Origin of the sequence: Embleya sp. NBC_00896 (assembly GCF_045207785.1) — a bacterium.
Lineage (GTDB): Bacteria > Actinomycetota > Actinomycetes > Streptomycetales > Streptomycetaceae > Embleya.
The window spans coordinates 3,462,929-3,489,880 of sequence record NZ_CP108776.1; the positions used below are offsets into that span (position 1 = coordinate 3,462,929).

The following is a 26,952-nucleotide window of genomic DNA, read 5'->3' on the forward strand; positions in this document are numbered from 1 at the left end:
TCACGGCACCAGCAGCCGCCGCAACACCGTCGGGGTATGTCCGAGCTGCTCGCGCACGGTGCGGGACAGGTGGGCCTGATCGGCGAAGCCGAGGTCGGCGGCGAGCACCGCGAGGCTGGGCTCGCCGGCCTCCAGCCGGTCGAGCGCACGGCCGAGCCGGACGCGGTTGCGGTAGCGGGTGACGGACACGCCCAGCTCGCGGGTGAACGCGCGGCTGAGTCGGTACGGCGACGCCCCCACCAGGGCCGCCAGCGGAACCAGCCCGGCCGCGGCCGGGTGGTCGACGGCGATCGCCTCCCGGGCCGCCGCGACCAGGCGGCGATCGGTCGCCGGCCGGTCGATCGGCCGCGGGCGGGCCACGACCTGCTCGACGGCGCGATGGACCAGGGCGAGCAGGTGCTCGGTCGCCGCGTAGTCGACATCGCCCCGCGCGGCGGCGCGCAGGCAGCGGCGATGGGCCAGGTCGAGCGGGCCGTCGACGTACAGCGCCGAGCGCGCCGTACCCCCGGCCTCGCCGGCCAGGTCCCGCCACAGCTCCGGCGCGACCTGCACGGATGTACACACGTCACCACCGGCCGGATGCGCGAAGCGCTCCTCCTCCCCCGGGACACCGACGTAGGCGATCGTCGGCTCGAGGTCCACGCCCACCCCGCCGACGCTGCGCCGGAATCGGCCGCTCCGCACCAGCACGATCCGGTAGTCGTCGCGGGCCTCGGGCTCGGTCCAGTGCCGGTGGTCGCTTCGACACGTCACGGCGCTCACGACGAACGCGGGCCGCGTGACGAGATCGATGTTCGACAGCACCCTTCCACGCTACGCGGGGGCCCGGACAGGGGCGGCGGGCGGCGGGCGGCGCAAGAATCTTCAAGACCTCCGGGCGGGTCTGCGGCAGTCTCGAAGCAGGTATCCGCAGGCTTCGAGTTCCCAGATCCCGACCGGAGAATTCCCATGACCCACATCCACGAGACCCGAACCATCGACGCCCCCGTCGAGGACGTCTGGGCGATCATCGGCGAGTTCGATACGGGCCCGACCCGGATGGCGCCGGGCTTCGTCGTCGAATGCCGGCTCGAAGCACCCGACACCCGGCTCGTCACCTTCGCCAACGGCATGACCGCCCGTGAACGGCTGATCGAGCTCGACGCCGAGGCCCGGAGCGTCACCTACTCCGTCATCGGCGGCAGCAGCACCCCGACCCGCGATCGCGCGACCATGCGGGTCCTGCCGACCGCCGACGGCCGAACCACCTTCGTCTGGACCCGCGACGTGCTGCCCGACGCGCTCGGCGTCCCGATGGCTCAGGCGATGGTCCACGGCAGCGATCTCGTCAAGGCCACGATGGAGGCCCTGAGCGAGTCGCCGGTACGGCCGAGCTGAGCCGGTGGACGGCCCGGCCCGGCCGGCCTGCCGGGTCGAGGGCGCGGCGCGGCGGGTCACGTCGGATCGGGTCGGGTCGGCTCGGTCGGGTCGTCATCGCTTGAGTGCTTCGACGGGTTCTATGCGGGCGGCGCGCCAGGCGGGGTAGAGGCCGGCGAGGAGTCCGGTGGTGAGGCCGATCAGGGGTGCGGCGGCGACGGTGGCGGGTTCGATGATCGGGGTCCACTGCTTGACGGCCGCGGTGGCGACGACGGTGACGGTGGCGAGGCTGGTGCCGATGAGGCCGCCGAGGGTGCCGAGGGTGGCGGATTCGGTGAGGAATTGGCCGGCGATGTGTCGGCCGCGGGCGCCGAGGGCGCGGCGGAGGCCGATCTCGGCGGTGCGTTCCATGACGGCGATCAGGGTGGTGTTGGCGATGCCCACCGCGCCGATGATCAGGCAGATTCCGGCGAGCAGGAGGAAGAGTGCGCCGAGGTCGTCGGTGACGTGGTCGCGGAGGGTGCGCGGGTCCGGCGGCGGGATCGGCTTGAAGGCCTCGGGGGTGTCGGGGCGCAGGGCGTACGGGACTTCGCCGGCGATTTGGCGGGCGGCGCCGATCTTCGTGGTGACGAGCATTTTGGCGCGTTGGCCGGGGTCGGGGGGTCCGTAGATGCGTTCGGCGGTGGTGCGGGGGATGAGGACGGACAGGAGGAGGTCGGGTTTGTGGTCGGTGTCGGTGAGGATGCCGATGACGGTGAAGGGGGTGTCGCCGATGAGGATGGCGGGGGTGGTGTCGAGGGTGGTGATGCCGAGGCGGTCGGCCATGCCTTGGCCGATGACGGCGACGGCTTCGGCGCGGGTGTCGTGGAAGGTGTCGTAGCCGCGGCCGGTGGCCCAGTGGGGGCCGGCGGCGTCCAGGAGGCCGGGTGAGGCGGCGATGACGGGGATGTGTTGGCCGTTGGCGTCGGGGCCGATGGGTGCGGAGCGCACGGTGGTGCCGGTGGGGAGGCGGACGGTCCAGTGGACGCCGGCGTGTTCGACGCCGTTGAGGGTTTGGACGCGTTGGTCGGCGTCGGGGGTGAACATGAGGGGTTGGTTGGGTGGGTCGGTGCCGCCGGTGTCCTCGATGGTGACCTCGGTGGCGGTGAGGGCGTTGAAGCGGTCGTCGATCTGGCCGGTGGCGGTCGCGGTCAGGCCCAGGATCGCCACGAACGTTCCCACGCCCAGCACGGTGCCCAACGCGGTCAGGACCGAACGGGCCGGACGTTGCAACATCCCGGCCAACGCCTCGGAGAACAGGTCGCGCGGGTGTTGTCGGGACGGGATGATCCGGTTGTTTCGGCCGGGCTCGGGCCGGGGTCTCAGCAACTCGTCCAGGCTCATCGGAGGACGCCTCCCGAGATGACGCCGTCGCGGATCGCGACGCCGCGGCCGGCGCGCGCGGCCACCGCCCGATCGTGGGTGATCACCAGGATCGTCATCCCCTCCGCGTGCAGGCCGTCGAGCAGGGCGAGCACGCCGTCGGCGGTGGCCGTGTCCAGGTTGCCGGTGGGTTCGTCACACAACAGGAGTGAGGGGCCCGCCGCCAACGCCCGGGCGATCGCCACCCGTTGACGCTCACCACCGGACAGCGTGGTGGGCGTGTGATGCAGGCGATGTCCCAGACCGACACGGGCCAAGACCTCCCGCGCCCGCGCGGCCCGCTCCGCCCGACCGCGCCTGCCGCCCTGGTACATCATCGCCAACTCGACGTTCTCCACCGCCGTCCGATACGGCAACAGGTGGAACGACTGGAACACGAAGCCGATCCGCGACCCCCGCAACGCCGTGCGGTCGCGCTCCTTCAAGGCACCCGTATCGATGCCGTCCAGGCGATACGTCCCCATCGTCGGACGATCCAACAACCCGGCCACATTGAGGAACGTCGACTTGCCCGACCCGGACGGCCCGGTGATCGTCACGTACTCGCCACGCCCCACCACCAGATCACCCGGCCGCAATGCCGCCACCGGCGGCGGCCCCGGATAGGTCAGCCCCACCCCCGTGAACTCCACGACGGGCGGCGGTGTCCGATGGCCGGTCACGACCGGGGAGCGCCGTTCCCGAGGGCCTTGCCGTCCGCGTCGACCGGCGGGGCCTTGCGCGCGGCGCCGATCACGATCCGGTCGCCCTGGGTCAACGCTCCGTCTTCCATCGGCGTGACCTCGACATAGCCGTCGCCGGACGTGCCCGGCCGTACCTCCACCCGGCGCCGCTCGCCGCCGGCGTCCAGCACGGTCACCACCGTTCGCCCGTCCGCGCCGGCGGCGACCGCCGACAACGGAACCACCAGCACGGGGTCGCCCGACGACGCCGCATCGATCGTCAGGCGGACGTCCTGCCCGGCCAGGCTCGGATCGAGGACGTCCGTCGGTTCGACGACGATCTCGTAGCCCTGTGCGCCCGTTTGCGCCGCGCCCCCGGCCCCGCCCGCAGCCGAGCCGTCGCTCGCCGCGGGGTCGCTCGGCGAGCCCGGCGCGTCCGCGATCGAACGCACGCTCCCCTCGGCCCGGACCCCGGAGAGCTCGGACAGGATGCCGACCTTCAGCCCCGCTCGGACCAACCCCTTCTCGTGCGAGGCCAGCTGTCCGCGCACGATCAGGTCGCCCGCCGAGATCGTGAGGGCCTTCTCCTTGACCTCATCGCCCACTCGGGCCTGCACGGTGTCCACCCGAGCCGGAAACTTCGACAGGAAGACCACCTCCGCCGCCGGCAGCATCGCGCCGGATTTCGCCCGCAGCGCCGCAAGCGCGTCCCCGGCCCTGGCCACGTCCTCTTCGGCGTAGCGGACCTGCTCCTCGGCCTGCCTCGTCCCACCCGTGTTCGCGCCGCCGGTCGCCGGTGACGAACTGCCGGAACCGCCCGCCTGGATGGCCTTCAAAGTGTCCTTGGCCTGGGTCAACGCGCGCTCCGACGAGGTGATCCGCTCCTCGGCGGCGCGCACGGCCTCGTCGCCGCCCTCGCCCGCCTCGGGCGCGTCGTACCCGATCGTCGTGTAGAGCGCGGCCACCGCCGCCCTGGTCCCGGCGCCGTACGTACCCGCCCGATCCGAACCGACCCGGTACCCGAGGCCCTCGAGCGCCGCCTGCAACTGCTCGACGTCGTGGCCCTCGCTGCCCGGCTTCAGGTCCCGGTACACCGGCAACTCGCCCGGCAGCACGAACACCGGCCGCCCGGACACCTCGATGATCACCTGCCCGGCCTCCAGCACGTCCCCAGCCTTGACCCGGACGCCCGTCACGACCGACCTGACGACTCCCCCGCCGTCCTTGCCACCGCCCGCCGTCGGCTGCGGCGCCACCACCACCGTCTGGCCCGCCGTGACCCGTCCGCGCAACACCACCGTGTCGGTGAGCACCCGGCGTTCCACCACCGCCGAGATCACCGAGGCCGCCGGCGCCTTCGCCTCGGCCGCCTTCTCCGCGGGGGACTTGATGAACCGAGCCGCGGTCACCCCACCGGCGGTCAACGCCACCGCCACGACCACGGTCGCGAGCAGCGCACGACGCCGGCCGGAGCGCGCCGGCGGCCGGCCCCGCGGATACGCGCCCTCCGGCTCGTCGGCCGCACGAAGTGCCTTGGGCTGAATGTGGGTGTCCATTCGGGTCCGCGCTCCGTCGGATAGTCGAGACATCTGGACCTGAAGACTTCGGCAAACCCCGGGGTCGGGCACCGAACAAGCTATGTATGCACCTACGTACGGTCAAGGAACGTCACTTTATGTTGCTGATATTAGCCTATAAATCACCCGAAAGATGTCCATAACATCCGTGCTCCGAGCCGGTCGCGCAGTGTGGTGTGCGCCGACTCGTGCACCGACTGCGGAAGACTCGACCGCGGAACGCATGACCGAGGTCCCGGCCTCGCCGCGACCTCGGCCGCCTCCCGAAGGGAGTGGGATCGGGTGATCGAGGCCGAGGTGAAGGCGCGCGTGCGGAACCTTCCGCTCGTGCGGGAGCGGCTCGAACGACTGGGGCCCGGGCGGGACGAGGTGTACGAGGACACCTACTACGACGACGAGGCGCGCACGCTCTCGCGCGGCGATCGGGAGTTGCGGGTCCGCACCGTGCGCGGTCCGGGCGGCGCGGTGTCGGTGCTGACCTACAAGGGCGCTCGGGTCGATCCGGCGTCCGGGTCGAAGCCGGAACACGAGACCCGGGTCGCCGACGCGTCCGCCGTGCGCGCGCTGCTGGGCGGCCTCGGCTACCGGCCCTGGATCCGCTTCGAGAAGCGGTGTCGCAACCACGGCTTCTCGTACGCGGGCCGGGACATCCTCGCGACCGTGGTCCGGGTGCCCGAGCTCGGCGAGACCTTCGTCGAGGTCGAGACGATGGTCGACGGCGACGCGCTGCCGGCCGCACTCGACGCGATCCGGGCGGTCCTGCGCGACCTGGGCATCCACGAGGACGACCACACGAACGAGTCGTACACGGACGCCGTCATCGCCCGGCGAGCCCTTGGCCGGTCACCATCGGAGGCGCCGACCGACTCGTCGTGACGGCCCGACTCGGGGTCGTGTCAGGGAAGAGCGGGGGGCGAGATCGGGGTAATCCCCGATGGCCGCAGGTCGTCGAACGGCCAGCGTGGGGGCATGACTTCGCACCTCTCCCGGATGATCGTCGGCGTGGGCGTTTCGGGCGTTCTCCTGCTCTCCACCATGGCCACGGCCACGGCGACTCCGGCGGATCCTCCACCCGCCACCGCCTGTCCCCCGAACACCCCGGTCACGCCGATCCCCGTGCTGCCGCCGCCGAACCCGGAGGCCCTCAAGGCCGCCATCGGCGACCTGACCCACCCTCAGGCGGTCTCCGCCCAACTCCGCGTCGCCGGTCCGGCCGGTCGCTGGTACGGGACTTCGGGTAGCGCCGACCTGCGCACCGGACGCCCCGTCCGGCCGGACGACCGCTTCCGCGCCGGCAGCATCACCAAGCTGTTCGTCGCCCCTGTCGTGCTCCAGCTCGCGGCCGAGCGCCGGGTCGACCTGGACGCGCCCATCCAGCGCTACCTCCCAGGCCTGCTGCCGGCCGACTACGCGCCGATCAGCCTGACCAATCTGCTCGACCACACCAGCGGCCTCCCGGACATGGTCGCCCCGGAGGCGCCGGACGAGGACAGCCCCGAGAGCATCGTCGCGCACCGATACGACGACTGGACCCCGCGGCGCCTGGTCGAGACCCAGTCCGGCGGACCGCTCAAATTCGCCCCGGGCACGAAGCAGGAGTACCGGGGCGTCAACTACGTGCTCCTGGCCCTGCTCATCGAGCGGATCACCGGCCGCCCCTACGGCGACGAGATCGGTCGGCGCCTGCTCGACCCCCTCGACCTCCGGGACACCTCGTTCCCCGGCCACGACTCGCGCATCCGCGGCCCGCAGGTGCGCGGCTACCTGCGAATGAGCGACGGGCGGCTCCGGGACATCACCGTCTTCAACCCGTCCTCCTCGTACGGCGAGGGCGAGTTGATCTCCACCACCCGTGATCTGGACCGCTACCTGGAGGCGCTGTTCGCCGGGAAGCTGCTCCCACCCGCCTTCCAGGAGAAGCTCTTCACCCTGCCGTCGGACGACGTGAAGATGCTCGACGGCTGCCCGGCCCGCTACAGCCAGGGCCTGCAGACGGCCACCGTCAACGGCGTCACGTTCTGGGGCAAGACGGGTGAGCAGTACGGCTACAAGTCCGCGGCGTTCTCGACCCGGGACGGGCAGCGGCGATTCGTGCTGTCCACCACGGCGACCTCCCGGAAGGAGACCGAACGGCCGATGACCGCCCGCGTCGCGGAGGCGCTCACGAAGCCCTGACGGGCACGCCGCGGCCAGGGGGCTCGGTGCCGTGGAGTCGTCGTGGCACGGTCGTGGTCCGTCGTGGTCCGTCGTGGATCGTCTTGGAACCACGGCGGAACCACGATGGGACCTCGATGGGACCTCGATGGAGCCGCGATGGCACCCCTCTTCGGGACGATCACCAATAGCTGATCTCCCGTCAGCTCTCGGTGGATGCCCCCGTCCGCCGAGGGTTCCTCGTGAAGGGAATGCCCATGTTCCGCTCGAAGATCGCCCGTACCCTCGGCGTGGTCGGTGCCGCCGCCGCGCTCACCGCCGTGGCCCAGGGTCCTGCCTCGGCCGCGACGGTGAACTGGAGTACGAGCTATCCGAACCTCGGCAACACCATCTGTTCGAGCTCGACGGTGCTCTCGCAGACCGGCGTCCAGCTCCTCACCTGCATGTCGTGGGGCGGCGGCAAGGTCCAGTCGTACACGATCGCCGTGAACGGCCAGGCTGCCTCGGTGCTGGTGCCCGAGGTCAAGACGGGGGTGACTCTCAACAGCAACGCGACGAACACGTGCGCGGCCATCGCCATGCCGGCGAGCAGCTCGCGTTTCTGCAGCGGCCCCAAGCTCAACGTGCCCGCGGGCACCTGCACGACGATGTTCGCCTTCACCAACTACACCTGGTTCACCGCCCAGGCACAGTGGTCGCCGTCGCGCCAAATCTGCGCGTAGGCACGTCCGGTCGGGCCGCGGACGTCATGTTCGCGGCCCGACCGGCGGCGAGGCGGACGCTCCGCATCCACAGGGCGGCGTGACGATGTCGCCCGCGAGGATCAGCTGTTGCAGTCTGCGCGCGTCCGGTCCCGGTTCGACGCCGAGCCGATCGACCAGCACGCCGCGCAGGCTGCGATACGCCTGCAACGCGTCCGCCCGTCGGCCGCTCCGGTACAGCGCGACCATCAATCGCGGCCACCACGGCTCGTACAACGGATCCCGCGCGACCAGGCCGGCCAGCTCGTCCACCACCTGCCGATGTCGTCCGAGCGCGAGGTTCGCGTCGATCCGCGCCTCCTGGGCCGAGACCCGCAGCCGCAGCAGCGCCCCGCGATGGCAGGCCACCGGCCCGGCCGGGTCCGCCGGATCCACCCCGGCGTACGGCTCGCCGCGCCAGCGCCCCAACGCGTCGCCGAGCAGCTCCGCCGCCGTCGCGGGATCACCCGCAGCCAACGCGGCGCACCCCGACTCGACCCGCCCGGCCGCCACGTGCGCGTCCAACTCGACGCGCTGCTCGGCCAGTTCGTACCCACCCGGCCTGGTCACCACGATCCCGCCGGCGTCGTCACCCAGTAACCTCCGCAGCCGCAACACGACTTGTGCAACGGCCTTGCCGCGCGTCGCCGGCACACCGGTCGGCCACACCTCCGCCAGGATCCGCTCGACCGGCACCACCTTGCCGATCGACGCGGCCAGCAGGGCCAGCAGCACCCGCGGCCGAGCACCGGCGATCGGCCGCCACGCGTAGGGCCGTCCGCCGCTCGGCCACAGCTCCACCGGCCCGAGCACGCCGACTCCGGCCGTGGTCGCGACGAGGTCACCCGCTCCCTGACGTATCCGTACCGACTCAAGCATCAGTCCTCCTCCGTGCAGCCTCCTCGGAGGCTAGGAAGTCGACACGTGCCGCAGGGCCGACCGCTACGCGGTCCGAGGGCAATCACGCCTCATTCGAGGGCCCCTGAGGGCGCGATCCGGAGGCGGCGGTCGGGATCGACGGGTAGGACGCGGGCGGGTGGTGGCGGCGGCGGCGGCAGCAGCAGCAGCAGCAGCAGCGCATAATTCGCCGGCCCGTATATCCATGCACGGCTACGGTGGTGCTCCCAGCGATCTCCGGCCCACCGACAAGGAGCCCGACATGCCCGATCCCACCGTCGTCGAAATAGCCCAGTGGCAGGGCTCCTCCACTCCGACGGCCCGCCGGCGGCTGCCCGAGGGCGCCGCCCGACTGGCCGCGCTCGCGTCGCCGTCCGGCCATCTCCGCGCGCTCACCGACGACGCGCCGGGCACGGCCCACGCCGGCGTCGCGCACGCGGACGTGCTCGCGCACAACCTGGCGGCGGCTCGTGACGCGGTGGCCCGGGCCGGCCATCCGGTCGTCACCGTCGGCGGCGACTGCGCCGTGGACCTCGCGCCGATCGAGGCGGCCGTCCGCCGGCACGGCGATCGGCTCGCGGTGGTGTGGTTCGACGCGCACGGCGACCTGAACACCCCGGCCACGTCACCGTCCGGGGCGTTCCACGGCATGATCCTGCGCGCGCTCCTCGGCGAGGGACCGGCCGAGTTGTCCCCCGAACGGGCCCTGCGCCCGGGTCAGGTCGTCCTCGCCGGCGTCCGCGCGCTCGACGAAGGCGAACGCGCGTACATCGACCGGCACGGCATCCCCGTGCTGCCGCCGGCGCGACTGGCCGATCCGGCCGACCTGGTCGCCGCAGTCACCACCACCGGCGCCGACGCCGTACACATCCACATCGACCTCGACGTCCTCGACCCGACCACATTCCCGGCCGTCGGCACCCCGGAACCCAACGGCCTCCCTCCGGCCCACCTGCTCACCGCCGTGGCCGCCCTGACCACCCACTTCACCGTGACCGGCCTGACCATCACCGAATACGAGTCGACCGGAACCGACCCCGCCGTACTCACCACCCTCATCCCACAACTGATCACCCTCACCACCCACACCCCGCCCACCCCATCCGGAGTTTGACCAAAAGCTTCGACAGGACCTTGAGCGGTCACCGCCCTTGTTACTCGCTCGGGTGCTTCCCGTAGTAGGGGCTGACGGTCGTGGCCAGCTTCCGCTGGATCTGCCGCAGTGCCCTGATCGTCGCCTCGTCGGCGAGCCCCGTGGTCGTTGACCATTCGACGCCCGAGCCGGCGAGGTCGCTGACGAAGACGATCTCCGTTGCCAGGAGGGTCCGCGCCCAGTCCACCGCTTTGAGAGGAACGTCGTCGCCGAGTGCGGCCCGTAGTCTGCGGCACTGGTCGAGTAGATCCTGGGCGTCCGTGAACCCCATGCCGACGGCAAGCTGATCGCTGCATCGAGCCGGCCCGCCCCATTCAAGAAGCGCACGTCGTAGCAGCTCGACCTCGTGCTTGGTCAGAAGCTCACTTGCCATCACCACGCGTTCTGACATCGCCTCCGCCACCCCCTCCTCGTCGACACGGACCGATGTCCGAAAAGCGCCGTCCGCGTTGTATCTGGAGAACTACCGTGAATCGCGGACTCCGTCCATGTCGAAGGAGCACGATGACCGACAGACCTTCTCCCGGGAACGCCACGTTCGTCGCCGCACGCTACGCCCGGGGCTGGAACACGCAACAGCAACTCGCCGACGCCTTCGAGCACCAGGCACGCGAACTCGGCCTTCGCATCGACGTGAGCGTCCGCCAGGTCCGCCGCTGGGAGAGCACCGCGCCACCGTGGCCCACACCCGACTATCAGTCCGTACTTGAGGCGATGTTCGGGCAGTCGCTGTCCGCGCTCGGCTTCGTACCGCCGTACGGCAATGGGGTTCAGTCGGAAACAGTGCACGGTGTACGCGCGGACCGTCACGGCGGATGGTGGCGAGCCGTCGTGGACGATCTTCCGAACCATCTGGAACGTCTCGTAGCCATGGAATCGATCGCCACCGGCGTCCGTTCGTACCAGACCACGCTGATCCCCGGCGTTCTCCAAACGTACGAGTACGCGTGTGCCGCAATCCGCGCCACCGGTCCGTCCTTGAGCGATGAAGCCGTCCACCAACGTGCCGAACTACGCATGGAACGGCAACGCCGCTTCCGACCGACACCCGGTCACCCTGCGTGGTTCATCATCGACGAATCCGCGCTACGCCGCTCCCTGGGCAATCGAAGCGTGCTCCTCGACCAACTCGCACATCTCCTTCAAGAAGCTTCGCGACGCCCGGAATTGCGGATCCAGGTCTTGCAGGTCGACGCAGAGACGGCGATCCCTCAGCCGTTTGTCATCTACCAATTGCCCGAGCCGAGCAGGTGTGTGGTCTACCTCGAAGCCGTTGGTGACGCCATGTACGCCGACAGTGTCGAGATCGTCGCGGGATACTCCATCGCGTACGAGAGCTTGCAGGCCGCCGCGCTACCGCCTGCGCGCTCGCTGGAGTTCATCAGCAGGAGGTTGGCGAACCTGTGGGATCCCGAGACGGAAGTGAGAACCTCGTGGGGTGGCGAAAGTCCAGCCACTCCGGCGACAGCGGATGCGTGGAGGTGGCGGCCAGGACCGCCTGCATAGGGGTGCGGGACAGCAAAGACGGATCCTCCCCAGTGATCGCGTACCGCGCCGAGGAATGGTCGAAGTTCCTCGCCGCCACGCGCTGACCACAGACCGAAGGCCCGACCTCATTGGACCCGAGGTCGGGCCTTCTTGCTGTCTGAGCCGCGGCCGTTCGACGGCCGAACCGCAGTCACCCGAGGGATTTCGGAGGGGACGCGAGACTGGGCTGCACACATCATTACGCCCCTCTGACGCATAAATAACAGCAGGTCAGGACGGGTTTTGGGACGGCCTCCTTACTCCTGGGCCCTGCTGCCGTAGCAGTCATGGTGAAGCCCAGCGAGACGGATTATGTCGAAGTAGACTTCGACGTAACCAGTCGCAGTCAATGTGTGGGAGATCCGATGGAGAACGGTCTGCTGGTCAAGCCAGGCGACGTGGTCGACCGGGACCGAGAGTGGAACCTTCTCGTGGAGTTCCTCGCTGATCCGGATCCCGCGATGCGGCTCGGCATCGTGTCCGGGCGACGGCGACACGGGAAGTCGTACCTTCTACAGGCCTTGTCCGAGCAGGTCGGCGGCCTGTATGTCACGGCGATCCGGGAAGAGGGGCGGCTGCCTGCGATCCAGCGGTTCAGCGATGCGGTCGCCGCCCATGCCGGTCTGCGGTCCGGCAGTCTGCGCCTGACGGACTGGCGTGATGTGCTGTCCAACGCCCTGGATGTGACCGCCCGTTCACCGCACCCGCTGTTGGTGATCGACGAGCTGCCGTACCTGCTGCAGCACTCACCTGAGATCCCGGGCTTGCTACAGCAGCTTTACGACGAGCGTCAGCGTGGCGCGCGGCCCGGGGACGGGCCGGGCCTGCGGTTGATCCTGTGCGGTTCCGCGATGAGTGTCATGCATGAGCTGTTGTCGGGGACGAAGCCGCTGCGGGGCCGGGCCGTGGTCGACCTGCGCCTGGGGCCGTTCGACTACCGGGACAGCCGCACCTTCTGGCAGATCAAGGATCCGCTGACCGCGTTGAAGGTGCACGCGGTTCTCGGCGGTGCACCCGGCTACCGGCCGGTGGCCGCCCGCCCGCATCCGGACGACGGCTTCGACGCCTGGCTCACCCGCACCCTCCTCGACCCGGGCCGCGCGGTGTACTCGCGCACCGAGACCGAGTACCTCCTGCGGGAGGACCCGCGGATCACGCAGCACACGCTGTACTACGACATCCTCACCGCCATCGCCCAGGGCGCCACCACGCCCACCAAGATCGGCGCGGCCCTCGAGCGTCCGCGCAACGCCGTTGCCCACCCTCTCGGGGTGCTGGAGTCGACCGGGTATATCCGGCGTGAGCAGGACATCCTGCGTACCCGGCACCCGGTCATCACGCTCGCGGACCCGGTCATCCGCTTCAACCAGCTGATTACGCTGCCGCAGGCGGCCGCGGTGGAGCAGGGCTTCGCCGAGCAGGTTTGGCAGCAGGCCGCCCCGACCTTCAACTCCAAGATCCTCGGACCGCACTTCGAGGACCTGGCCCGCGACTTCACTCGCCGCTACGCCTACGGCCTGCTGCCCACAAGTCTGCCCGGCCCGGTCGGCACCACCGAGGTCGCCGACCCGGCCGCCCGGACCAAGCACGAGGTCGACGTCATCGCCCTGGCTGCCGGCGAACGACCGCAGTCCCCCCGCGCGAAGATCGCCCTCATCGGGGAGGCCAAGGCGACCGCCGCCCGCCGCGGCACCGGAGACCTGCAACGTCTGGAGCACATCCGCACTCTGCTGGCCGACCAGGGGTACGACACCTCCGGCACCACGCTGGCCTTGTACTCCCTGCACGGCTTCTACCCCGACCTGATCGAACTGGTGGGCCGACGTGACAACATCCTCCTGGTCGACCTGCCCACCCTCTACGGGGAGTAATTCGGTCTGGCGGAAGTGGCTCCGGGCCGGCCCAGATTCCCTGGGCGATCCGGTGACCGGCTTCCCTGCGGAACCGCCGTACCCGCCGCGACTCCAGCGCCGCGACCACCCGCAGCCACAGATCCTCCTGCACAGCAGGCGTTGGCCACCGCCTGTCCCCCTCGATCAGCACCCGACGAGCAGGAGCGCGTCAGTTTCTGGTCAATATCCGACAATGTCGAGACCTCTCGCCAAGATCTGCTCCAGTGGCTGGTCGAGCACGGGCTCCATCCAGCGACTCCCTAGCAGCCGAAGCCTCTCGGGCCCAGGCATTCAGACAGTTCCATACCCGACGTCATCGACCGGGCCCTGGCCGAGGCCGCCGGCCGGATCGTCCCGCGCGCCGCGAAGGCCGTGGTCGAGTCCGCCGAAGACCAAGTCGCCGAGCCGACCGGTGAAGCCCGGCCGCTCCCGTGTGACCTGACACCGGGACGTCCGCTCACGCAAGCGGCCCCGGACCAGAGGTCCAGGGCCGTGAAGAAGACCGCAGCTCGCGGTATTCGTGCTGGTCAGAAGCCTAAAGTCGGTCCTGACGCGGGTGGGCCGTCAGGGGATCGAACCCTGAACCCGCGGATTAAAAGTCCGCTGCTCTGCCAATTGAGCTAACGGCCCGGTTGGGCATCGGCGGTGACCCGCGTTTTGCCCACCGGCAGAGTACCGGTAACGCATCGAACCTGCTGCGAGTATCCCCGGACACGCCGTGACCTGCGCAGATGGGACTTGGACGAACTCGACACGAGTGCGTCCGCAGGGCTGCACTGAATGGCGCGAACGAGACAATACGAACACCACATGCTGTTGCGCCTGGACCCTGTGCTCCTCCGAAAATCCGTGTGAGGGGGCAAAAATCCGGCTCAGATCGGCATGCTCGTGGAGATCCGGGCTCACACCGGGCTCACAAATGGCCTTTCGGGCCTCGCAGCACGGTTACTGTGCGTTATCAGGGCCGTCTTGTGCGACCTGGCGTCGGTCCTTGTTGGGGCGCGGCGGCGCTCGTCGTGATCGCCAAGGGCGTCTGACCGCCGTCGGCTCGTCTGCGCGCCGCCGCGCACGCCTGGCGCCGCATCACCGGACACAGCCTGCGCCACGGCCTCGTCAAGGAATCCCTGGTCGCAGAAGCGCATCCGGACGACGTTGCTTGGCAGGGCCGGTGGGCGCCGGGCAGCCGCTCGTTCCGCGAGCGGTACGTCCCCAAGCCGGCCGACACCTGGACCACCAACGCCACCCGCAACCTCACCCGAAGGGGTCCCGCGGCCGGGTAACCGCGGCTCGCCCGCCCCGGATTGGATCACCGCCCAATTTGCCCCGGTTCTTGGGTCGCTTCGCGATTGGTTTGCCGCAGGGGGCGCAAACGGCACCGCGTATGAGGGATGTTCCGCAGTGCGGGTCGTCCGTGCGTGGTTGGCTGAGCGGCCGGGACTGCGTGGTGGTGGCCACATAGGGCGATAGAGGGATGTTTGTGCGGGTTGTGGCTGGTCGTTACGCGTTGGTGCGTTTTGTGGGTCGCGGCGGGATGGGTGAGGTCTGGGAGGCTCGCGACGAGCTGATCGGACGGCGCGTGGCGGTCAAGTTGCTCCCCCAGGACGGGCGCGCCGCACCCGGTACCGCGCTGTCCTTCCGCGAGGCGCGCACGGCCGGGGCACTGAACCACCCCGGGGTGGTCACCGTGCACGACGTCGGCCGGGACGAGGCCGACGGGGCGTTGTTCCTGGTGATGGAGTACCTCGACGGGCGAGACCTGGCAAGCGTGTTGCGCGAGGACGGCCCGCCGTCGACCCCGACCGCGGTCGACTGGGCCGCGCAGATCGCCGCCGCGCTCGCGCGCGCCCACGACGCCGGAATCGTCCACCGGGACCTGAAACCCGCGAACCTGATGCTCACCGCCGAGGGGCGGGTCAAAGTCCTCGACTTCGGCATCGCCCGGTTCGCGGAGTCGGCGGCGATGTCGAGCCAGGTGATGGGGACGCTCGCGTACATGGCTCCTGAGCGGTTCGACGGGCAACCCGGTGATACCCGTTCCGATCTCTACTCGTTCGGCTGTGTGCTGCACGAACTGTTCACCGGCCGCATCCCGTTTGACGTGCCCGGCCCGGTGCCGATGATGAACGCCCACCTCAACACCGAGCCCGGCCGACCCAGCGAGCACCGGCCCGGCGTACCTCCGGCAATCGACGACCTGGTCCTCGCACTGCTCGCCAAGGACCCGGACCAACGCCCCGGCAACGCACACGAGGCCCTGAAACGCCTGCGCCCACCTCACGCCGCCGGCACGACCGTCCCGCGCATTCCGCAGAGGCGTCGCCCTCCGCTGGACCTGTCCAGTGAGCCAACCCCGGAATCTCCCGCTCCCGACGATGCCCCGTCCAACCAACGCGACGATCGACCCTCTGATTCGCCTGACTCACCCACTGGCTCCATGTCTGTGCAACGACGGTCGATGAGTCCCGCCGGCGTCACCGTGGCCTTGGCCGTAGCCGTTGCCGTCGCTTCCCTCGCCGTCACCGCTGTCGTACTGGGCTCCGACTCGCGGCGTAACGCTGACGTTGCAGCGACAGCCACTGTGACAGCGACGTCTGATCAGGCGGTCGTTGGCGGCAATGTGTCCTGCACTTCGGGCAATCTCGTCGTTGGCGTATGGGTGGAGGCCACGAGGGGATCAGGTTTCGCTTTCATCCGCCTGGAACCCGCCGGATCGTCCAGCTATCAGTACACCTTGCCGAGCTCCGAGACGTACACGCTGCATGTGGGCTGCGGCGGCACGTCAAAGGACTGGGCCGTATCTGTCAATGACGCACCGCAGGTGTCCGGAAGGCGAAACTCCTTCATCTGCAACGACATACGGGACCGGCCCGGCTACGGGACGTGTACCACCCAGTAGGTCCCCGGCCCGAGGTGACCCTGAACCGTACGGTAGGGGCGACCACATGCGGCACCTCGCGCGGCTCGGACAAGAACGTGCCCAGCACCCGCACCGTGCCCCACTGCACCGAAGGACCACCATGACGTGCAGCATCGACACCCCCGGACCCGCCGACGAGATCACCCGCGACCTGGGCGAACTCGTGCGCCTGCTCAACCACGCCCTCCTGAAGGACGGCGTCGGCTACCCGAGCGACATCTACACCGTGGTCGGCGGCCTCGGCACCGCCGCCGCCGGCCTGCCGCACGTCCTGAACGCCCTGGAACTGACCGTCGCCGACCTGGGCGAGCAAGGACACGTCCGCGTCGACGACGACAGCGACCCCACCGGGCGGATCGCACACACCATCACCAGCCTGCGCGCGGCGGCGGCCCACGCACGCGAAATGACGAGTTCGGTGGTGAGCGGGCCGTCGGCGAGGTTGCCGCGGCGTTGGGCCTCCCACAGCACGGTGAGGGGGTCGACTGCCTCGCCTCGGTGGACGAGGGCGGCGACGCTTCGGTACAGCGCGGCGTGGGCCGGGTCGGCGAAGTCCGTGGGGAAGAGCCGGCGTGCGATCTCGCCCAGGGGCGCGGGGTCGGCGATCAGCGCTGCCACCAGCGCCTGCTCCTCGGCCAGGTCGCGTGGACATGGCCGCTCGGGCGGGACGGTGCGAAGCTAGCTTCGACGTGAATCGACTCGCCGTGAGTAGCGACGAAGAGTCGGCGCGGAGCCGGGTTGGTGGGCGGTGGCGTGGCGACAACTGCGGCATCGGCCAAGCATGCGGCCAAGTGGCGCAGTGGTCTTGGGGGTGCCCACCTAAACTGCCCCCGCGTCACTTGGTGCGCTCGGTGAGCAGCCGATGTGTGCCCGATCGAGTTGTCCCGATCACGAGGGAGGCCGGCAGCCCGTGGAGCCACTGAGAGATGACGACCCGAACGTCGTCGGCGGGTACACCCTGGTGTGTCGGATCGGCTCCGGTGGGATGGGGCAGGTCTACCTCGGTGAGTCGGCGGCGGGTCACCAGGTCGCGGTCAAGGTGATCAAGGCGTCCGAACTCGATGAGGACTCGCGGGCGCGTTTCGTGCTCGAAGTGGAGAGCCTCAAGACGGTCTATGGCCCCTTCGTGGCGGCCTTCGTCGGGGCTGATGCGCGGGCTGACCACCCGTGGCTGGCGGTCGAGTATGTCGCGGGGCCCGATCTGCGCGCCTTCATCGATGAGCACGGCCCGCTGCCTCCGGCCGAGGTCGCCAGCCTCGGCGCCTTGCTCGCGGAGGGTCTGCGCACGGTGCACGAGGCCGGGCTCTTGCACCGGGACCTCAAGCCGCAAAACGTTGTGCTCGCGCCCTACGGGCCCAAGTTGATCGATTTCGGTCTGGCCGTCCTTGCCGAGCGGCGCACCACGTTGACCGCCACGGGTGTCGTGGTCGGCTCCGTGCTGTGCATGCCGCCGGAGCAGGCCCGCGGCGAGCACGATCTGGATCATGCCGCCGATGTCTACGGGCTCGGAGCCGTCCTGCTCTTCGCCGCCACGGGGCATTACCCCTATACCGGGCCGACGTGGCAGGCGACCGCGCTGCGCATCGAGGACCCCGATACGGCGCCCGACCTCGACGGTCTGCCATCCGAGTTGCATTCGCTGCTGACCGCCATGCTCGCGTACGACCGCGCCGACCGGCCGACGACGGCTCGCGTCACCAAGGAACTGGTGCGCATCATCGCGGGCCTCGGGCTGACCGCCGCCCAGGCCAAGCGGCGGCTCACGGGGCGGATCCCGATCCTGGAGCCCCCCACGCTGCCCGGTCCCTCTTCCGTCGATCCGGTCGGGTACGCACCGATCGTCGTGGACGTGGCGGCACGCGAGGACGACGCCATGCCGTGGGCCGAGGAGCGCGATGGCCCGTCCGAGGACGAGGTGACGGACATTCCCCCACCGGCCGACGGGCCAAAGGGCGCGGCGCGGCCGGCGGGTTCGGCCGGGGCTCGGGTGCGTCTTCCCGCGCCATTGCGGATCGCCGAACGGATCCGCGCCGGGTACGCGCGCGACGCCCGTTTCTGACCAGCCGGCGGGCCGTCCGCTCCGTGGCAGACTTTCGGCGGGGCCAGGACACACATTTTTCGGCATTCCGCACACGGAGGGACAGCAGGGGTGGCAGAGCAGGGGGAGACCCGCTATCCGCCGGGCGCTCAGATTCTTGTGCGCGACGAGGAGTGGCTGGTCAGGACGGCCACGCCGACGAAGTACGACGGCGACAAGATCGAGGCGATCGGCGTTTCGGAGTTCGTCCGTGACGAGGAAGCGGTGTTCTTCACCGGCATCGACACCGGGATCCGGCTGCTCGAACCGGACAAGACCCGACTGGTGCCCGACACCTCGTCCTACTTCCGTCGCAGCCGCCTGTTCCTCGAAGCGGTTCTGCGCAAGACGCCGCTTCCGCAGTCCGAGCGGGGACTCGCCCTCGCCGACCGCTTTCTGCTCGATCCGCTGGCCTATCAAAAGCGCCCCGCCGAGTTGGCACTGTCCATGGGCAATCTGCGTCCGCGCATCCTGATCGCGGACGTCGTCGGGCTGGGCAAGACGCTGGAGATCGGCCTCACCCTGGCCGAGCTGATCCGCCGGGGTCGCGGCGAGCGCATCCTCGTCGTCACTCCACAGAGCGTTCTGGAACAGTTCCAGCACGAGTTGTGGACTCGGTTCTCGATCCCCCTGGTACGCCTGGACTCGCTGGGCATCCAGCGCATCCAGCGCGAGATCCCGGCCGGGCGCAACCCGTTCACGCACTACAAGCGCGTCATCATCTCCGTGGACACGCTCAAGAACATCGGCCAGTATCGGCACCACCTGGAGCGCATCCAGTGGGACGCGGTGGTCATCGACGAGTCGCACAACCTGATCAACGCGGGCAGTCAGCGCAGGGCCCTGGCCGAGATCCTCGCGCCGCGGACGGACGCGCTGTTGTTGGCCAGCGCCACCCCGCACAACGGCGACAAGCGCTCCTTCGCCGATCTGATCTCGCTGCTCGACCCGGCCGCGATCGCCGACCCGGATCACTACGACCCGGCGAAGGACCTCGGCCACCTGTTCATCCGACGGACCAAGATCAGTCCCGAGGTGCGCAACGAGTTGAGCGGCACGTGGGCGGATCGAGGCCCCACCGTGTCCCTGCACTGCGCGGCCACGGACGCCGAGGAACGCGTGTTCGCGGAGATCGCCGAGCATTGGCTGCCGGAGCCGACGACCGTTCCCGAGTTCGGGACGGCGGACCGGGACCCGAAGTCGGTGAGCACCGACCCGCTCTTCGCGTACAACGTGCTCAAGACGTTCCTGTCGTCGCATGTCGCCCTCGCCGACACCGTCGGGCGCCGCAAGAAGACGCTGGCCGCGAAGACGGCCGAGCCGACCGCCCAGGGCAGGCACCCGGACGCGGCGATCGCGGCCGAAGTGGCGGCGCTGGAGCGGCTGGAGACGATTACCGCCTCGATCGGTAGAGCCGGCGCCCCCGGCGACTCGGCGAAGCTGGACACCCTGATCGAGCAGTTGAGGGAAATCGGTGTCGGGCCGGGGAGCGCCACCCGCGTGGTCGTGTTCTCCGAACGGGTCCCCACTCTCAAGTGGCTCGCCGAGGTGGTGCCCGCCCGGCTCGGCTTCGCGCCTGACAAGGACGGGGTGGTCAAGGCCGTACAGGTCATGCACGGTGGCCTGAGCGACGAGCAACAGCGCGCGTGCCTGGAGGCGTTCGGGCTCGCGAAAGACCCGGTACGCCTGTTGTTCACCGGCGATGTCGCGTCCGAGGGCGTCAACCTGCATCGGCAGTGCCATCACCTCGTGCACTACGACATCCCGTGGTCGCTGATCCGCATCGAGCAGCGCAACGGCCGCATCGACCGCTACGGCCAGCACCACGAACCGCAATTCCGTGCGCTGATCCTCACCTCCGGCCGGCCGGGCGCGAAGGACGACCGGACCGTCGCCGAGAAACTCCTCGTCCGCGAGGAGGAGGCGCACAAGCTCAACGGCACGGCGGAAGCCGAGTCCGGCTACTACCGCGCCGACGAGGAGGAGCGGCGGTTGATCCGGGAGCTGATGCTGGGCGGAAACGTCGAGGATTTCCTGGACCCCGCGTCCGGTCCGGCCGACGGGGACTTGGCCGACCTCTTCGGCCAGGTGGACAGCATCACCGAACACGAGTTGCCGCGGCGCGCCGAGGTCCCCTCGCTGTTCGACGGAGACACGTCGGCCTTCGTGGACACCGCGTTGGCCGAGGTGTTCGGCGATCGGGCCGAGGACGCCATCGGCCTGGTGCCCCGGAAGGACCACGGGGGTCACGCCTACCTTTCGCTGTCCCCGGCCATGGCGCCCGATCTGTTGCATCGCCTCAAAGCCCTGCCTCCGTCCTACCTGAAGGAGTTGGGCGTCGCCGAGCGCATGCTCGTCACCTTCGATCGCGACCTGGCCTTCGCGAAGCTCGCCGAGGCCCGCGAGAGCACGAAATCCATCTGGCCCGAGATCTCCTATCTCACCGAGATCCATCCCATGGTGGAGTGGCTCACCGACAAGGTGCTCGTGCAGTTCGGGCGGCAGGAGGCACCCGTGATCACGTCGCCCTACGTCGAACATCCCACCTTCCTGGTGCAGGGGATCTACTCCAACGCGCTGGGACGTCCCACCGTGGTCAAGTGGATGGCGGTGGGTGCGGCCGCCGGATCGTTGGTCGTGGGCTCCATGTCGGAGGCGCTGGCCACGGCGAAGGTGGGGCCGCGCCTCGCCGGTGGTGGTGTCCCGCGTGACCTCGCCTACCTCCAGAGCCTGGTCCCGGACGTCGTGGCCGAGGCTCGGACGTACCTGGAGGAGTCCAGGAAGCAGTGGGACGAGGAGATCAGCGCGCCCCTGGCCGACTATCGCCGACGTCTGGCGCACTGGCGGCAGGACTCGCTGCTGCCCGGCGCGACCGACCGTCACCGGGAACGGATCGAGGAAACCGCGGGCGAACAGGCCCAATTGTTGGACCGGTTGCAGACCAGTGGCCGGCCCCTCCTGCGGGTGTTGGCCGTACTCGACCGGCCTGCCCCCGACGATCTCGAAGATTTTGACGGCGCGCGTGACGCGGTGGAGAACTGACGTGACCTACGACTCGCTGGTCAATCACGGCGACTACCTCTCGGCGCACTACCTGGCCGAGGTGTTGCCGAAGGACCTCAAGGCCAAGGACGGTCTGCTCGCCCGATGGGCCGCCGCCGAGGACGACGCGCGGCGCGAGCACGCCGCCGCCATCGCCGAGGCGGAGCGCACGGGGGCCGAACCCGGCGCTGTGCCGCCGCGCGCTCGCACGCCGCGCGAGAGTCTGCGCGCCCTGAACGGCCCCTACTTCGCGAGCCGGGCCGACTTCGAGCGCGACGCCGCAGCCCTCGCGGAGCCGGACGCGCCGGTTCCCGCCGACTGGGGCAAGCGGCTCACCGAGCTGCATCTGGCCACGCTGTCCGCCCTCGGGTACGCGGATGCCCACGAGCAGACGGTGACGGTCCACCGTGCCGGCCACGAGTACTCGGTGGAAGCCGTGCACGCCGAGCCGGGGCTGATCGCGATCTCGTGTGGTTGGACGGCACGGCCCGACGCGGCGCTGGACCCGGACGGCGCCGGTCGGTTGCGGCACCCGGTGGCCCTGGAGGCCTCGGGGCGGATCGCCGACGCGAAGGCGCTCACCGACTTCCTCTTCGCCTGCGACGAACCGCCGCGCTACGTGCTTCTCGTGGCCGGTGGGGTCATCGTCCTGGCCGATCGACTGGCCTGGCACGAGGGCCGCTATCTCGCCGCAGACCTGGACGCCGCCCTCAACCGCCGCGACGACCGCAACGGCGGCGAACTCGACACCATCGCCGCCCTGTTCGGCGTCGACTCGCTGCGAACCCCGGAGGAGGGCGGCACCGCGCCCCTGGCCGGCTTCGTCGAGAAGTCGGGCAAGCACGCGGTGGGAGTGTCCACCGAGTTGCGGGAGGGTCTGCGGCTCTCGGTCGAGTGGATCGCCAACGAAGTCCTGACCCGGCTGCGCGAGGACCACGGGATCACTCCGGAGCAGATCGACGATCCGGCCCGCCTCGCGAAGCAGCTCAGCCGCGAGTCGCTGCGTTACCTCTACCGCATCCTGTTCCTGCTGTACGCGGAGGCTCAGCCGGCCCTCGGTATCCTGCCCAGCGACTATCCCGAGTACGCGCGAGGCTACGGCCTCCAGCGCCTGGGTGACCTGGTGGTGCGCGACCTGGTCGGCGAGAAGTCCAGAACGGGCTTCCACCTGTACGAGTCCCTGGACCTGCTCTTCCGCAAGGTGGAGGAGGGCCACCGGGAGTACGGCAGTGAGCCGGAGGACGTGGCTGCGGACGCGGCCGACCGGGCGGCCGCCGCAGCCGAGCACGAGGCCGCCGCATTGCTCGCCGCGGGCACCATTTCGCAGGACGAGTACACCGCACGGGTCCGGGAGGCCGACCGGACCCGCCGTGCCGCCCGCAGCGCGGATGTCGGGCTGCGCTTCGAGCCGCTGCGGTCCGACCTGTTCAAGAAGGACGCGGTCCGCCTGATCTCTACGGATCAGGTCGAGAACCCGCGCTTCGAGGAGGGCGGGGACGAGCCGGAATTCCTGGACACCAGGCTCCGCAACGAGACCCTGCACAAGGTGTTGCGCCGGTTGATGCTCACCAAGGGCAAGGGTCGCGAGCGGGGCGGGTTCATCTCGTACGCGCAGTTGGGCATCAACCAACTCGGCGCGGTCTACGAGGGATTGATGTCCTATAGCGGCTTCATCGCCGAGGAGGACCTATACGAGGTCGCCAAGGGCGGGGACGCCTCGGGCGGAAGCTGGATGATCCCCGCGTCCCGGGTGCAGGACTACCCCGAGGAAGTCTTCGTCGAGCGGCCTCACCACGAGACCGGTCTGCCCGTGCGGGAGGTGCACCGCAAGGGCTCCTTCGTCTATCGGCTGGCAGGGCGGGACAGGCAGACCTCCGCTTCGTACTACACGCCGAAGTCGCTTACCGAGGTCACCGTCGAGCTGGCGCTCAAGCACCGCCTCGACCAGGACGGCACGGTCACCGCGGCCCGCGAACTCCTCGAATGGAAGATCTGCGAACCCGCGCTCGGTTCCGGGGCGTTCCTCAACGAGGCGATCGACCAGGTCGCGGCCGAGTATCTGCGCCGGCGTGAGCAGGAGTTGGGACGCCGGGTCGACACCGAGCAGCGGCAGATCGAGTTGCAGAAGGTCAAGGCGTACGTCGCGCTCCACAACGCCTACGGCGTCGACCTGAACGCCACCGCCGTGGAGTTGGCGGAGGTGTCGCTGTGGCTCAACTCCATGCACCCGGGCATGCGGGCACCGTGGTTCGGGCTGCACCTGCGGCGCGGTAACTCGCTGATCGGTGCGGGAAGGAAGATCTACCCGGCGAGTGAACTGCCCCACGGTCGGTGGTTGTCGCGCAAGGATGCCCTGCCACCGACGGAACTTCCCTTCCGCGACGGGGAGTTGCCGGAGGGGGCCGTCCACCACTTTTTGCTGCCGGCCGGCGGGTGGGGAGCGGTCGCCGGGGAGAGCGAGGCGAAGAAGCTCGCGGAGGAGCAGGCGAAGGCACTCGGCAAGTGGCGCAAGGGAATCCAGCGGGCGCCGAAGGCGCCGAAGCCGTTCGAGGAAAAGGGCGACGAGCCCGAAGCGAAGCGACAGAAGCGCTATGAGGCGTGGCAGAAGCGGGCGGAAAAGTCCGAACTGTGGCGACTGCAACGGGTCGCCCGCCGCGCCGAATTCCTGTGGAGCCTGGTCGCCAAACGGTTGGAGCTGTCCGAGCAGAAGATCTCACGCCGCATCGAGGTGTGGGGCGCGGACTGGTTGCAGCATCCCGATGAAGCGGTGGATAGGAAGAGGGTCCTTGATGATCTGACAGCCTTGGGAACACCCTACTGGCGTTTGAGAACCGTCATGGACGCATGGTGTGCTCTGTGGTTTTGGCCGCTGGACAAGATGGCCGACTTGCAGGGTGAAACTAACGCCTACCAGATCGACAGCAGGCCGGTCACGGCTGCGGACCTGCCCGCACTACTGTCTACCTCAGTGTCGGAGTCCGGGCCAATGGCAGGGCCTGAGCCGAGTGCTGTACCAACTGCTGGAGACGTGCTCTGGGAGGCGGCCAGTCTCTTTGACGTCCTTGCCGGTGAGCAAAAGCAGCTGGACAGCACAAGAGGACTGAAGACTGCCGGACGCAACGTGAGTGGCGGCCGAAAGGCGCAGATCACCACAAAATGGCGTCCGACAATTCCTCTACTGGATTTCGTCGACTGGCTTGATTTTCTGGAGGCGACTCTCGGGACAGAGGACGCCTCAGCGGGAACCTTCCTGGCAGGGTTGGATGAGCTTCGCGTGGATGAAGCGCTCCCCCTCCTAGAGGCGTTCGAACAAAGTCTTGAGGGCACCCTCGGCATGGACGAGGCCCGTAATCTTCCGAGGCGATTCCCTTGGCTGGACCTAGTCGAGGACATTGCCGGCTCAACAGAGCGGGATATAAATGCAGAAGATGGGCACGGATTCTTTCACTGGGAGTTGCACTTTGCCCATGTGTTCCGGAGTGCGAGTGGAGGGTTCGACCTCCAGGTGGGAAATCCGCCGTGGGTGAGGCCGCGCTGGGAAGAGAATGCGCTTCTCGCTGAATATGAGCCGTGGTTCATGCTCACCGAGAAGCCCACCTATGCAGAACGGTCACAGAGGCTCGCGGCGCTGACCAAGAAGTCCCCCGTTCGCCGCTACTTGCTGCGTGAGCTTGCTGTGCACAGTGGAATCGTCGCCATGCTTGGCTCTGCACAAATGTATCCTTTGCTGAATGGTACACACACCGACCTGTACCGAGCTTTCATGTGTCGCACATGGGAGCACATGTCTTTCGACGGAACAGTGGGCTTGATTCATCCGGACACGCACTTCAGTGGCGACAAGGAGGCTCGGCTGCGAGAAGCGGCATACACTAGGCTTCGTATTCACGGGGATTTCGTGAACGCGGGTAACCGCTTCTTTCCACGGCCAGTCGGGCGGTCCAGTCATTTTGGCGTGCACATCTATGGACGAGCGGGCGATATCCGCTTCGATCACCTGTCTTGGCTTTTCTCGGTTGACGCCCTGCGCCTGTCCGAGCACGACGATGGTTCGGGCCCCGACCCTGGGGTGCGATACGGAAGCAGCTGGGATGAACGGCCACACCGGAAGCGGATCGTACGAGTCGACGAGGGCACGCTCGCGCAGTGGCAGCGGCTCACGGGAGACGAGGACCAACCGGTGCGTCAAGCGCGTCTACTGTCGCCGGTAAGTACTGCGGAGGCGCAGGGTATTGAGGCATTGGTCGACTATCCGCTCCGGCTGGCGGCCCATCACCCTCAGATCGGCGGTGGATACGCCGAAACAATTTCCAAGGCTGCTGGTCTCATTGACCACAATGTGCCCGGCGAAGATGGATCTGTGTTCGAGCCGAATGGCTGGATCGATGTGATTCTGAAGGGGCCACAAATCGGTTTGGCTAATCCTTTCTTCAAGCAGCCCAGCCAGGGTGGCGGGGAAGTTCTGGGGCTCAATCCGGTGAGGCTCCATGCGGATGCCGTCCCTGAGACTGCATATGTTCGCGTGACCGACAGGGAGGCTTTCGAATCTGCCCAACCTCGCTGGGTAGACCACCGGATATTGGCGCAGCTTCGGCAGTCAGAGTCCGAGACAAACTTGGCGCGTGCGGCTATTTCTCGCCTTCGAGATGTGGCGCTGGAAGATGTCACGGACTTGGAGGTGATCGATTACCTAACCGCGCGCTCTCGTCGAAAGTATAGTGATTTCTACCGCATGGTATGGCGGGAGATGATCGCTCCTGATACTGAACGCAGCCTCTATGTGGCCCTAATTCCACCAAAGGCTACACACATTGATCTTTTGCATAGTGCCGCCCTGTCGGACGTTCGACTGACGGCGTTGGTTGCCGGATTCTGGGCAGGTTTGCCTGTGGATTATCTACTTCGAACCAGGGGTGTAGGGCACCTGAAGAAGGCTCAGGCGAGTCGCATGCCAGCGCCAGCGCTGGGGCATCCTCTCGAATCTGCATTGCTTCTTCGCACGCTTAGACTAAACTGTCTGACACGCTCTTACGCGAATCTCTGGGAAGAGCTTTACGACGATGCATGGGCAGCCTGCGAGCCGTGGTCGAGTGCTTGGCCGGATATCGCCCCGCTTAACCAAGTCACGCATGAATGGCGCTTCGACGTGCCATTGCGAAGCGAGCGCGCGCGCCGACTTGCGCTGGTCGAGATTGACGCTCTGGTGGCGGTTTGGCTTGGTGTCAGTGCGGACGCGTTGGTCGCTATGTATAAGGCTCGGTTTCCGATTATGCAGGACTTTGACGCTGTCATGTGGTTCGACGCTCAGGGACGCAAGATCGCGGGTGATCGCTACACTTTTGGTTTTGAGCAGACCAAAGAAGACTACGAGGCTTTCGTTGCCTATCGGCAAGGTGAACGGGCAGAACCTCCTCGCGGCTACACCGCACCCTTCTACAAGGCCAACCGTGAGCAGGAAATGCGTTCAGCGCATGCCTACTTCGAGGCGCGCCTTCAGAAGGCGATCGACGAAGGCGAGTGGACGCCCGACGTGTGA

Annotated in this window: 19 protein-coding genes and 1 tRNA gene; 12 read left to right on the plus strand and 8 right to left on the minus strand. The window is 68.6% G+C overall.

Annotation, left to right across the window (positions count from 1 at the left end):
* Positions 1–804: a helix-turn-helix domain-containing protein gene (locus tag OG928_RS15690; protein WP_406284108.1), complete on the minus strand. Its 804-nt coding sequence runs from the start codon at positions 802–804 to the stop codon at positions 1–3.
* Positions 805–948: 144 nt separating this feature from the next.
* Between OG928_RS15690 and OG928_RS15695 the strand changes: the two genes are divergently transcribed.
* Entirely contained in the window at positions 949–1,377 is a 429-nt protein-coding gene (locus tag OG928_RS15695) for an SRPBCC family protein (protein WP_406284110.1), read from the plus strand.
* A 93-nt stretch (positions 1,378–1,470) separates the two neighbouring features.
* Here OG928_RS15695 and OG928_RS15700 read toward each other — a convergent pair whose 3' ends face one another.
* The 3 genes from OG928_RS15700 to OG928_RS15710 are packed head-to-tail and all read right to left on the minus strand — an operon-like array spanning position 1,471 to position 4,996.
* Entirely contained in the window at positions 1,471–2,739 is a 1,269-nt protein-coding gene (locus OG928_RS15700) for an ABC transporter permease (RefSeq protein WP_406284112.1), read from the minus strand.
* Positions 2,736–3,440, minus strand: a complete 705-nt coding sequence (locus OG928_RS15705; RefSeq protein WP_406284114.1) for an ABC transporter ATP-binding protein — start codon at positions 3,438–3,440, stop codon at positions 2,736–2,738. The genes OG928_RS15700 and OG928_RS15705 overlap by 4 nt, the downstream gene beginning before the upstream one ends.
* Positions 3,437–4,996 carry a peptidoglycan-binding protein gene (locus OG928_RS15710; RefSeq protein WP_406284116.1) on the minus strand — a complete coding sequence of 520 codons (1,560 nt, stop codon included), beginning with the start codon at positions 4,994–4,996 and terminating at the stop codon, positions 3,437–3,439. The genes OG928_RS15705 and OG928_RS15710 overlap by 4 nt, the downstream gene beginning before the upstream one ends.
* Positions 4,997–5,299: 303 nt before the next feature.
* Between OG928_RS15710 and cyaB the strand changes: the two genes are divergently transcribed.
* From cyaB to OG928_RS15725, 3 genes are all read left to right on the plus strand, one after another.
* Positions 5,300–5,893 (plus strand): class IV adenylate cyclase, encoded by a 594-nt coding sequence (gene cyaB, locus OG928_RS15715; protein ID WP_406284118.1) that lies wholly within the window; start codon positions 5,300–5,302, stop codon positions 5,891–5,893.
* A 93-nt stretch (positions 5,894–5,986) separates the two neighbouring features.
* On the plus strand, positions 5,987–7,192 hold the full coding sequence (locus tag OG928_RS15720; RefSeq protein WP_406284120.1) for a serine hydrolase domain-containing protein: 1,206 nt from the start codon (positions 5,987–5,989) through the stop codon (positions 7,190–7,192).
* Between the two features lie 236 nt (positions 7,193–7,428).
* Positions 7,429–7,893, plus strand: coding sequence for a hypothetical protein (locus OG928_RS15725; RefSeq protein ID WP_406284122.1), 465 nt, complete (start codon positions 7,429–7,431; stop codon positions 7,891–7,893).
* A 24-nt stretch (positions 7,894–7,917) separates the two neighbouring features.
* Here OG928_RS15725 and OG928_RS15730 read toward each other — a convergent pair whose 3' ends face one another.
* Positions 7,918–8,790, minus strand: a complete 873-nt coding sequence (locus OG928_RS15730) for a BTAD domain-containing putative transcriptional regulator (RefSeq protein WP_406284124.1) — start codon at positions 8,788–8,790, stop codon at positions 7,918–7,920.
* 280 nt (positions 8,791–9,070) lie between these two features.
* Between OG928_RS15730 and OG928_RS15735 the strand changes: the two genes are divergently transcribed.
* Positions 9,071–9,922 carry an arginase family protein gene (locus OG928_RS15735; RefSeq protein ID WP_406284126.1) on the plus strand — a complete coding sequence of 284 codons (852 nt, stop codon included), beginning with the start codon at positions 9,071–9,073 and terminating at the stop codon, positions 9,920–9,922.
* 40 nt (positions 9,923–9,962) lie between these two features.
* On the opposite strand, the gene OG928_RS15740 is transcribed toward OG928_RS15735, so the two are convergent.
* On the minus strand, positions 9,963–10,334 hold the full coding sequence (locus OG928_RS15740) for a hypothetical protein (RefSeq protein ID WP_406284128.1): 372 nt from the start codon (positions 10,332–10,334) through the stop codon (positions 9,963–9,965).
* A gap of 131 nt (positions 10,335–10,465) precedes the next feature.
* Between OG928_RS15740 and OG928_RS15745 the strand changes: the two genes are divergently transcribed.
* The 3 genes from OG928_RS15745 (at position 10,466) to OG928_RS15755 (ending at position 13,359) form a co-directional block, all read left to right on the plus strand.
* Positions 10,466–11,467, plus strand: coding sequence for a Scr1 family TA system antitoxin-like transcriptional regulator (locus OG928_RS15745; protein ID WP_406284130.1), 1,002 nt, complete (start codon positions 10,466–10,468; stop codon positions 11,465–11,467).
* The gene (locus OG928_RS15750) at positions 11,443–11,553 is read left to right on the plus strand and encodes a DUF397 domain-containing protein (protein WP_406284132.1); all 111 of its coding nucleotides are present in this window, start codon (positions 11,443–11,445) and stop codon (positions 11,551–11,553) included. Before OG928_RS15745 ends, OG928_RS15750 begins: the two co-directional genes overlap by 25 nt.
* 300 nt (positions 11,554–11,853) lie before the next feature.
* On the plus strand, positions 11,854–13,359 hold the full coding sequence (locus tag OG928_RS15755; RefSeq protein WP_406284133.1) for an ATP-binding protein: 1,506 nt from the start codon (positions 11,854–11,856) through the stop codon (positions 13,357–13,359).
* A 578-nt stretch (positions 13,360–13,937) separates the two neighbouring features.
* Here the strand turns inward: OG928_RS15755 and OG928_RS15760 are convergent.
* A tRNA-Lys gene (locus tag OG928_RS15760) sits at positions 13,938–14,010 on the minus strand.
* 901 nt (positions 14,011–14,911) lie between these two features.
* Between OG928_RS15760 and OG928_RS15765 the strand changes: the two genes are divergently transcribed.
* Positions 14,912–16,276 (plus strand): serine/threonine-protein kinase, encoded by a 1,365-nt coding sequence (locus OG928_RS15765; protein ID WP_406284135.1) that lies wholly within the window; start codon positions 14,912–14,914, stop codon positions 16,274–16,276.
* 240 nt (positions 16,277–16,516) lie between these two features.
* On the opposite strand, the gene OG928_RS15770 is transcribed toward OG928_RS15765, so the two are convergent.
* Entirely contained in the window at positions 16,517–16,915 is a 399-nt protein-coding gene (locus OG928_RS15770; RefSeq protein ID WP_406284137.1) for a DnaB-like helicase N-terminal domain-containing protein, read from the minus strand.
* A 367-nt stretch (positions 16,916–17,282) separates the two neighbouring features.
* On the opposite strand from OG928_RS15770, the gene OG928_RS15775 reads away from it, so the two are divergent.
* From OG928_RS15775 to OG928_RS15785, 3 genes are all read left to right on the plus strand, one after another.
* A complete protein-coding gene (locus OG928_RS15775) occupies positions 17,283–18,356 on the plus strand; it encodes a serine/threonine-protein kinase (protein WP_406284139.1) in 1,074 nt (357 codons plus the stop codon).
* A gap of 90 nt (positions 18,357–18,446) precedes the next feature.
* Positions 18,447–21,416 carry an SNF2-related protein gene (locus OG928_RS15780; protein ID WP_406284141.1) on the plus strand — a complete coding sequence of 990 codons (2,970 nt, stop codon included), beginning with the start codon at positions 18,447–18,449 and terminating at the stop codon, positions 21,414–21,416.
* 1 nt (position 21,417) lies between these two features.
* The gene (locus OG928_RS15785; protein ID WP_406284143.1) at positions 21,418–26,952 is read left to right on the plus strand and encodes a DNA methyltransferase; all 5,535 of its coding nucleotides are present in this window, start codon (positions 21,418–21,420) and stop codon (positions 26,950–26,952) included.

Coding starts and splice junctions, on each gene's coding strand:
- OG928_RS15695 (WP_406284110.1), top strand. CDS start 949: ATGACCCACATCCACGAGACCCGAACCATCGACGCCCCCGTCGAGGAC.
- OG928_RS15700 (WP_406284112.1), bottom strand. CDS start 2,739: ATGAGCCTGGACGAGTTGCTGAGACCCCGGCCCGAGCCCGGCCGAAAC.
- OG928_RS15710 (WP_406284116.1), bottom strand. CDS start 4,996: ATGGACACCCACATTCAGCCCAAGGCACTTCGTGCGGCCGACGAGCCG.
- OG928_RS15720 (WP_406284120.1), top strand. CDS start 5,987: ATGACTTCGCACCTCTCCCGGATGATCGTCGGCGTGGGCGTTTCGGGC.
- OG928_RS15725 (WP_406284122.1), top strand. CDS start 7,429: ATGTTCCGCTCGAAGATCGCCCGTACCCTCGGCGTGGTCGGTGCCGCC.
- OG928_RS15730 (WP_406284124.1), bottom strand. CDS start 8,790: ATGCTTGAGTCGGTACGGATACGTCAGGGAGCGGGTGACCTCGTCGCG.
- OG928_RS15735 (WP_406284126.1), top strand. CDS start 9,071: ATGCCCGATCCCACCGTCGTCGAAATAGCCCAGTGGCAGGGCTCCTCC.
- OG928_RS15740 (WP_406284128.1), bottom strand. CDS start 10,334: ATGGCAAGTGAGCTTCTGACCAAGCACGAGGTCGAGCTGCTACGACGT.
- OG928_RS15745 (WP_406284130.1), top strand. CDS start 10,466: ATGACCGACAGACCTTCTCCCGGGAACGCCACGTTCGTCGCCGCACGC.
- OG928_RS15755 (WP_406284133.1), top strand. CDS start 11,854: ATGGAGAACGGTCTGCTGGTCAAGCCAGGCGACGTGGTCGACCGGGAC.
- OG928_RS15765 (WP_406284135.1), top strand. CDS start 14,912: ATGGGTGAGGTCTGGGAGGCTCGCGACGAGCTGATCGGACGGCGCGTG.
- OG928_RS15775 (WP_406284139.1), top strand. CDS start 17,283: ATGGGGCAGGTCTACCTCGGTGAGTCGGCGGCGGGTCACCAGGTCGCG.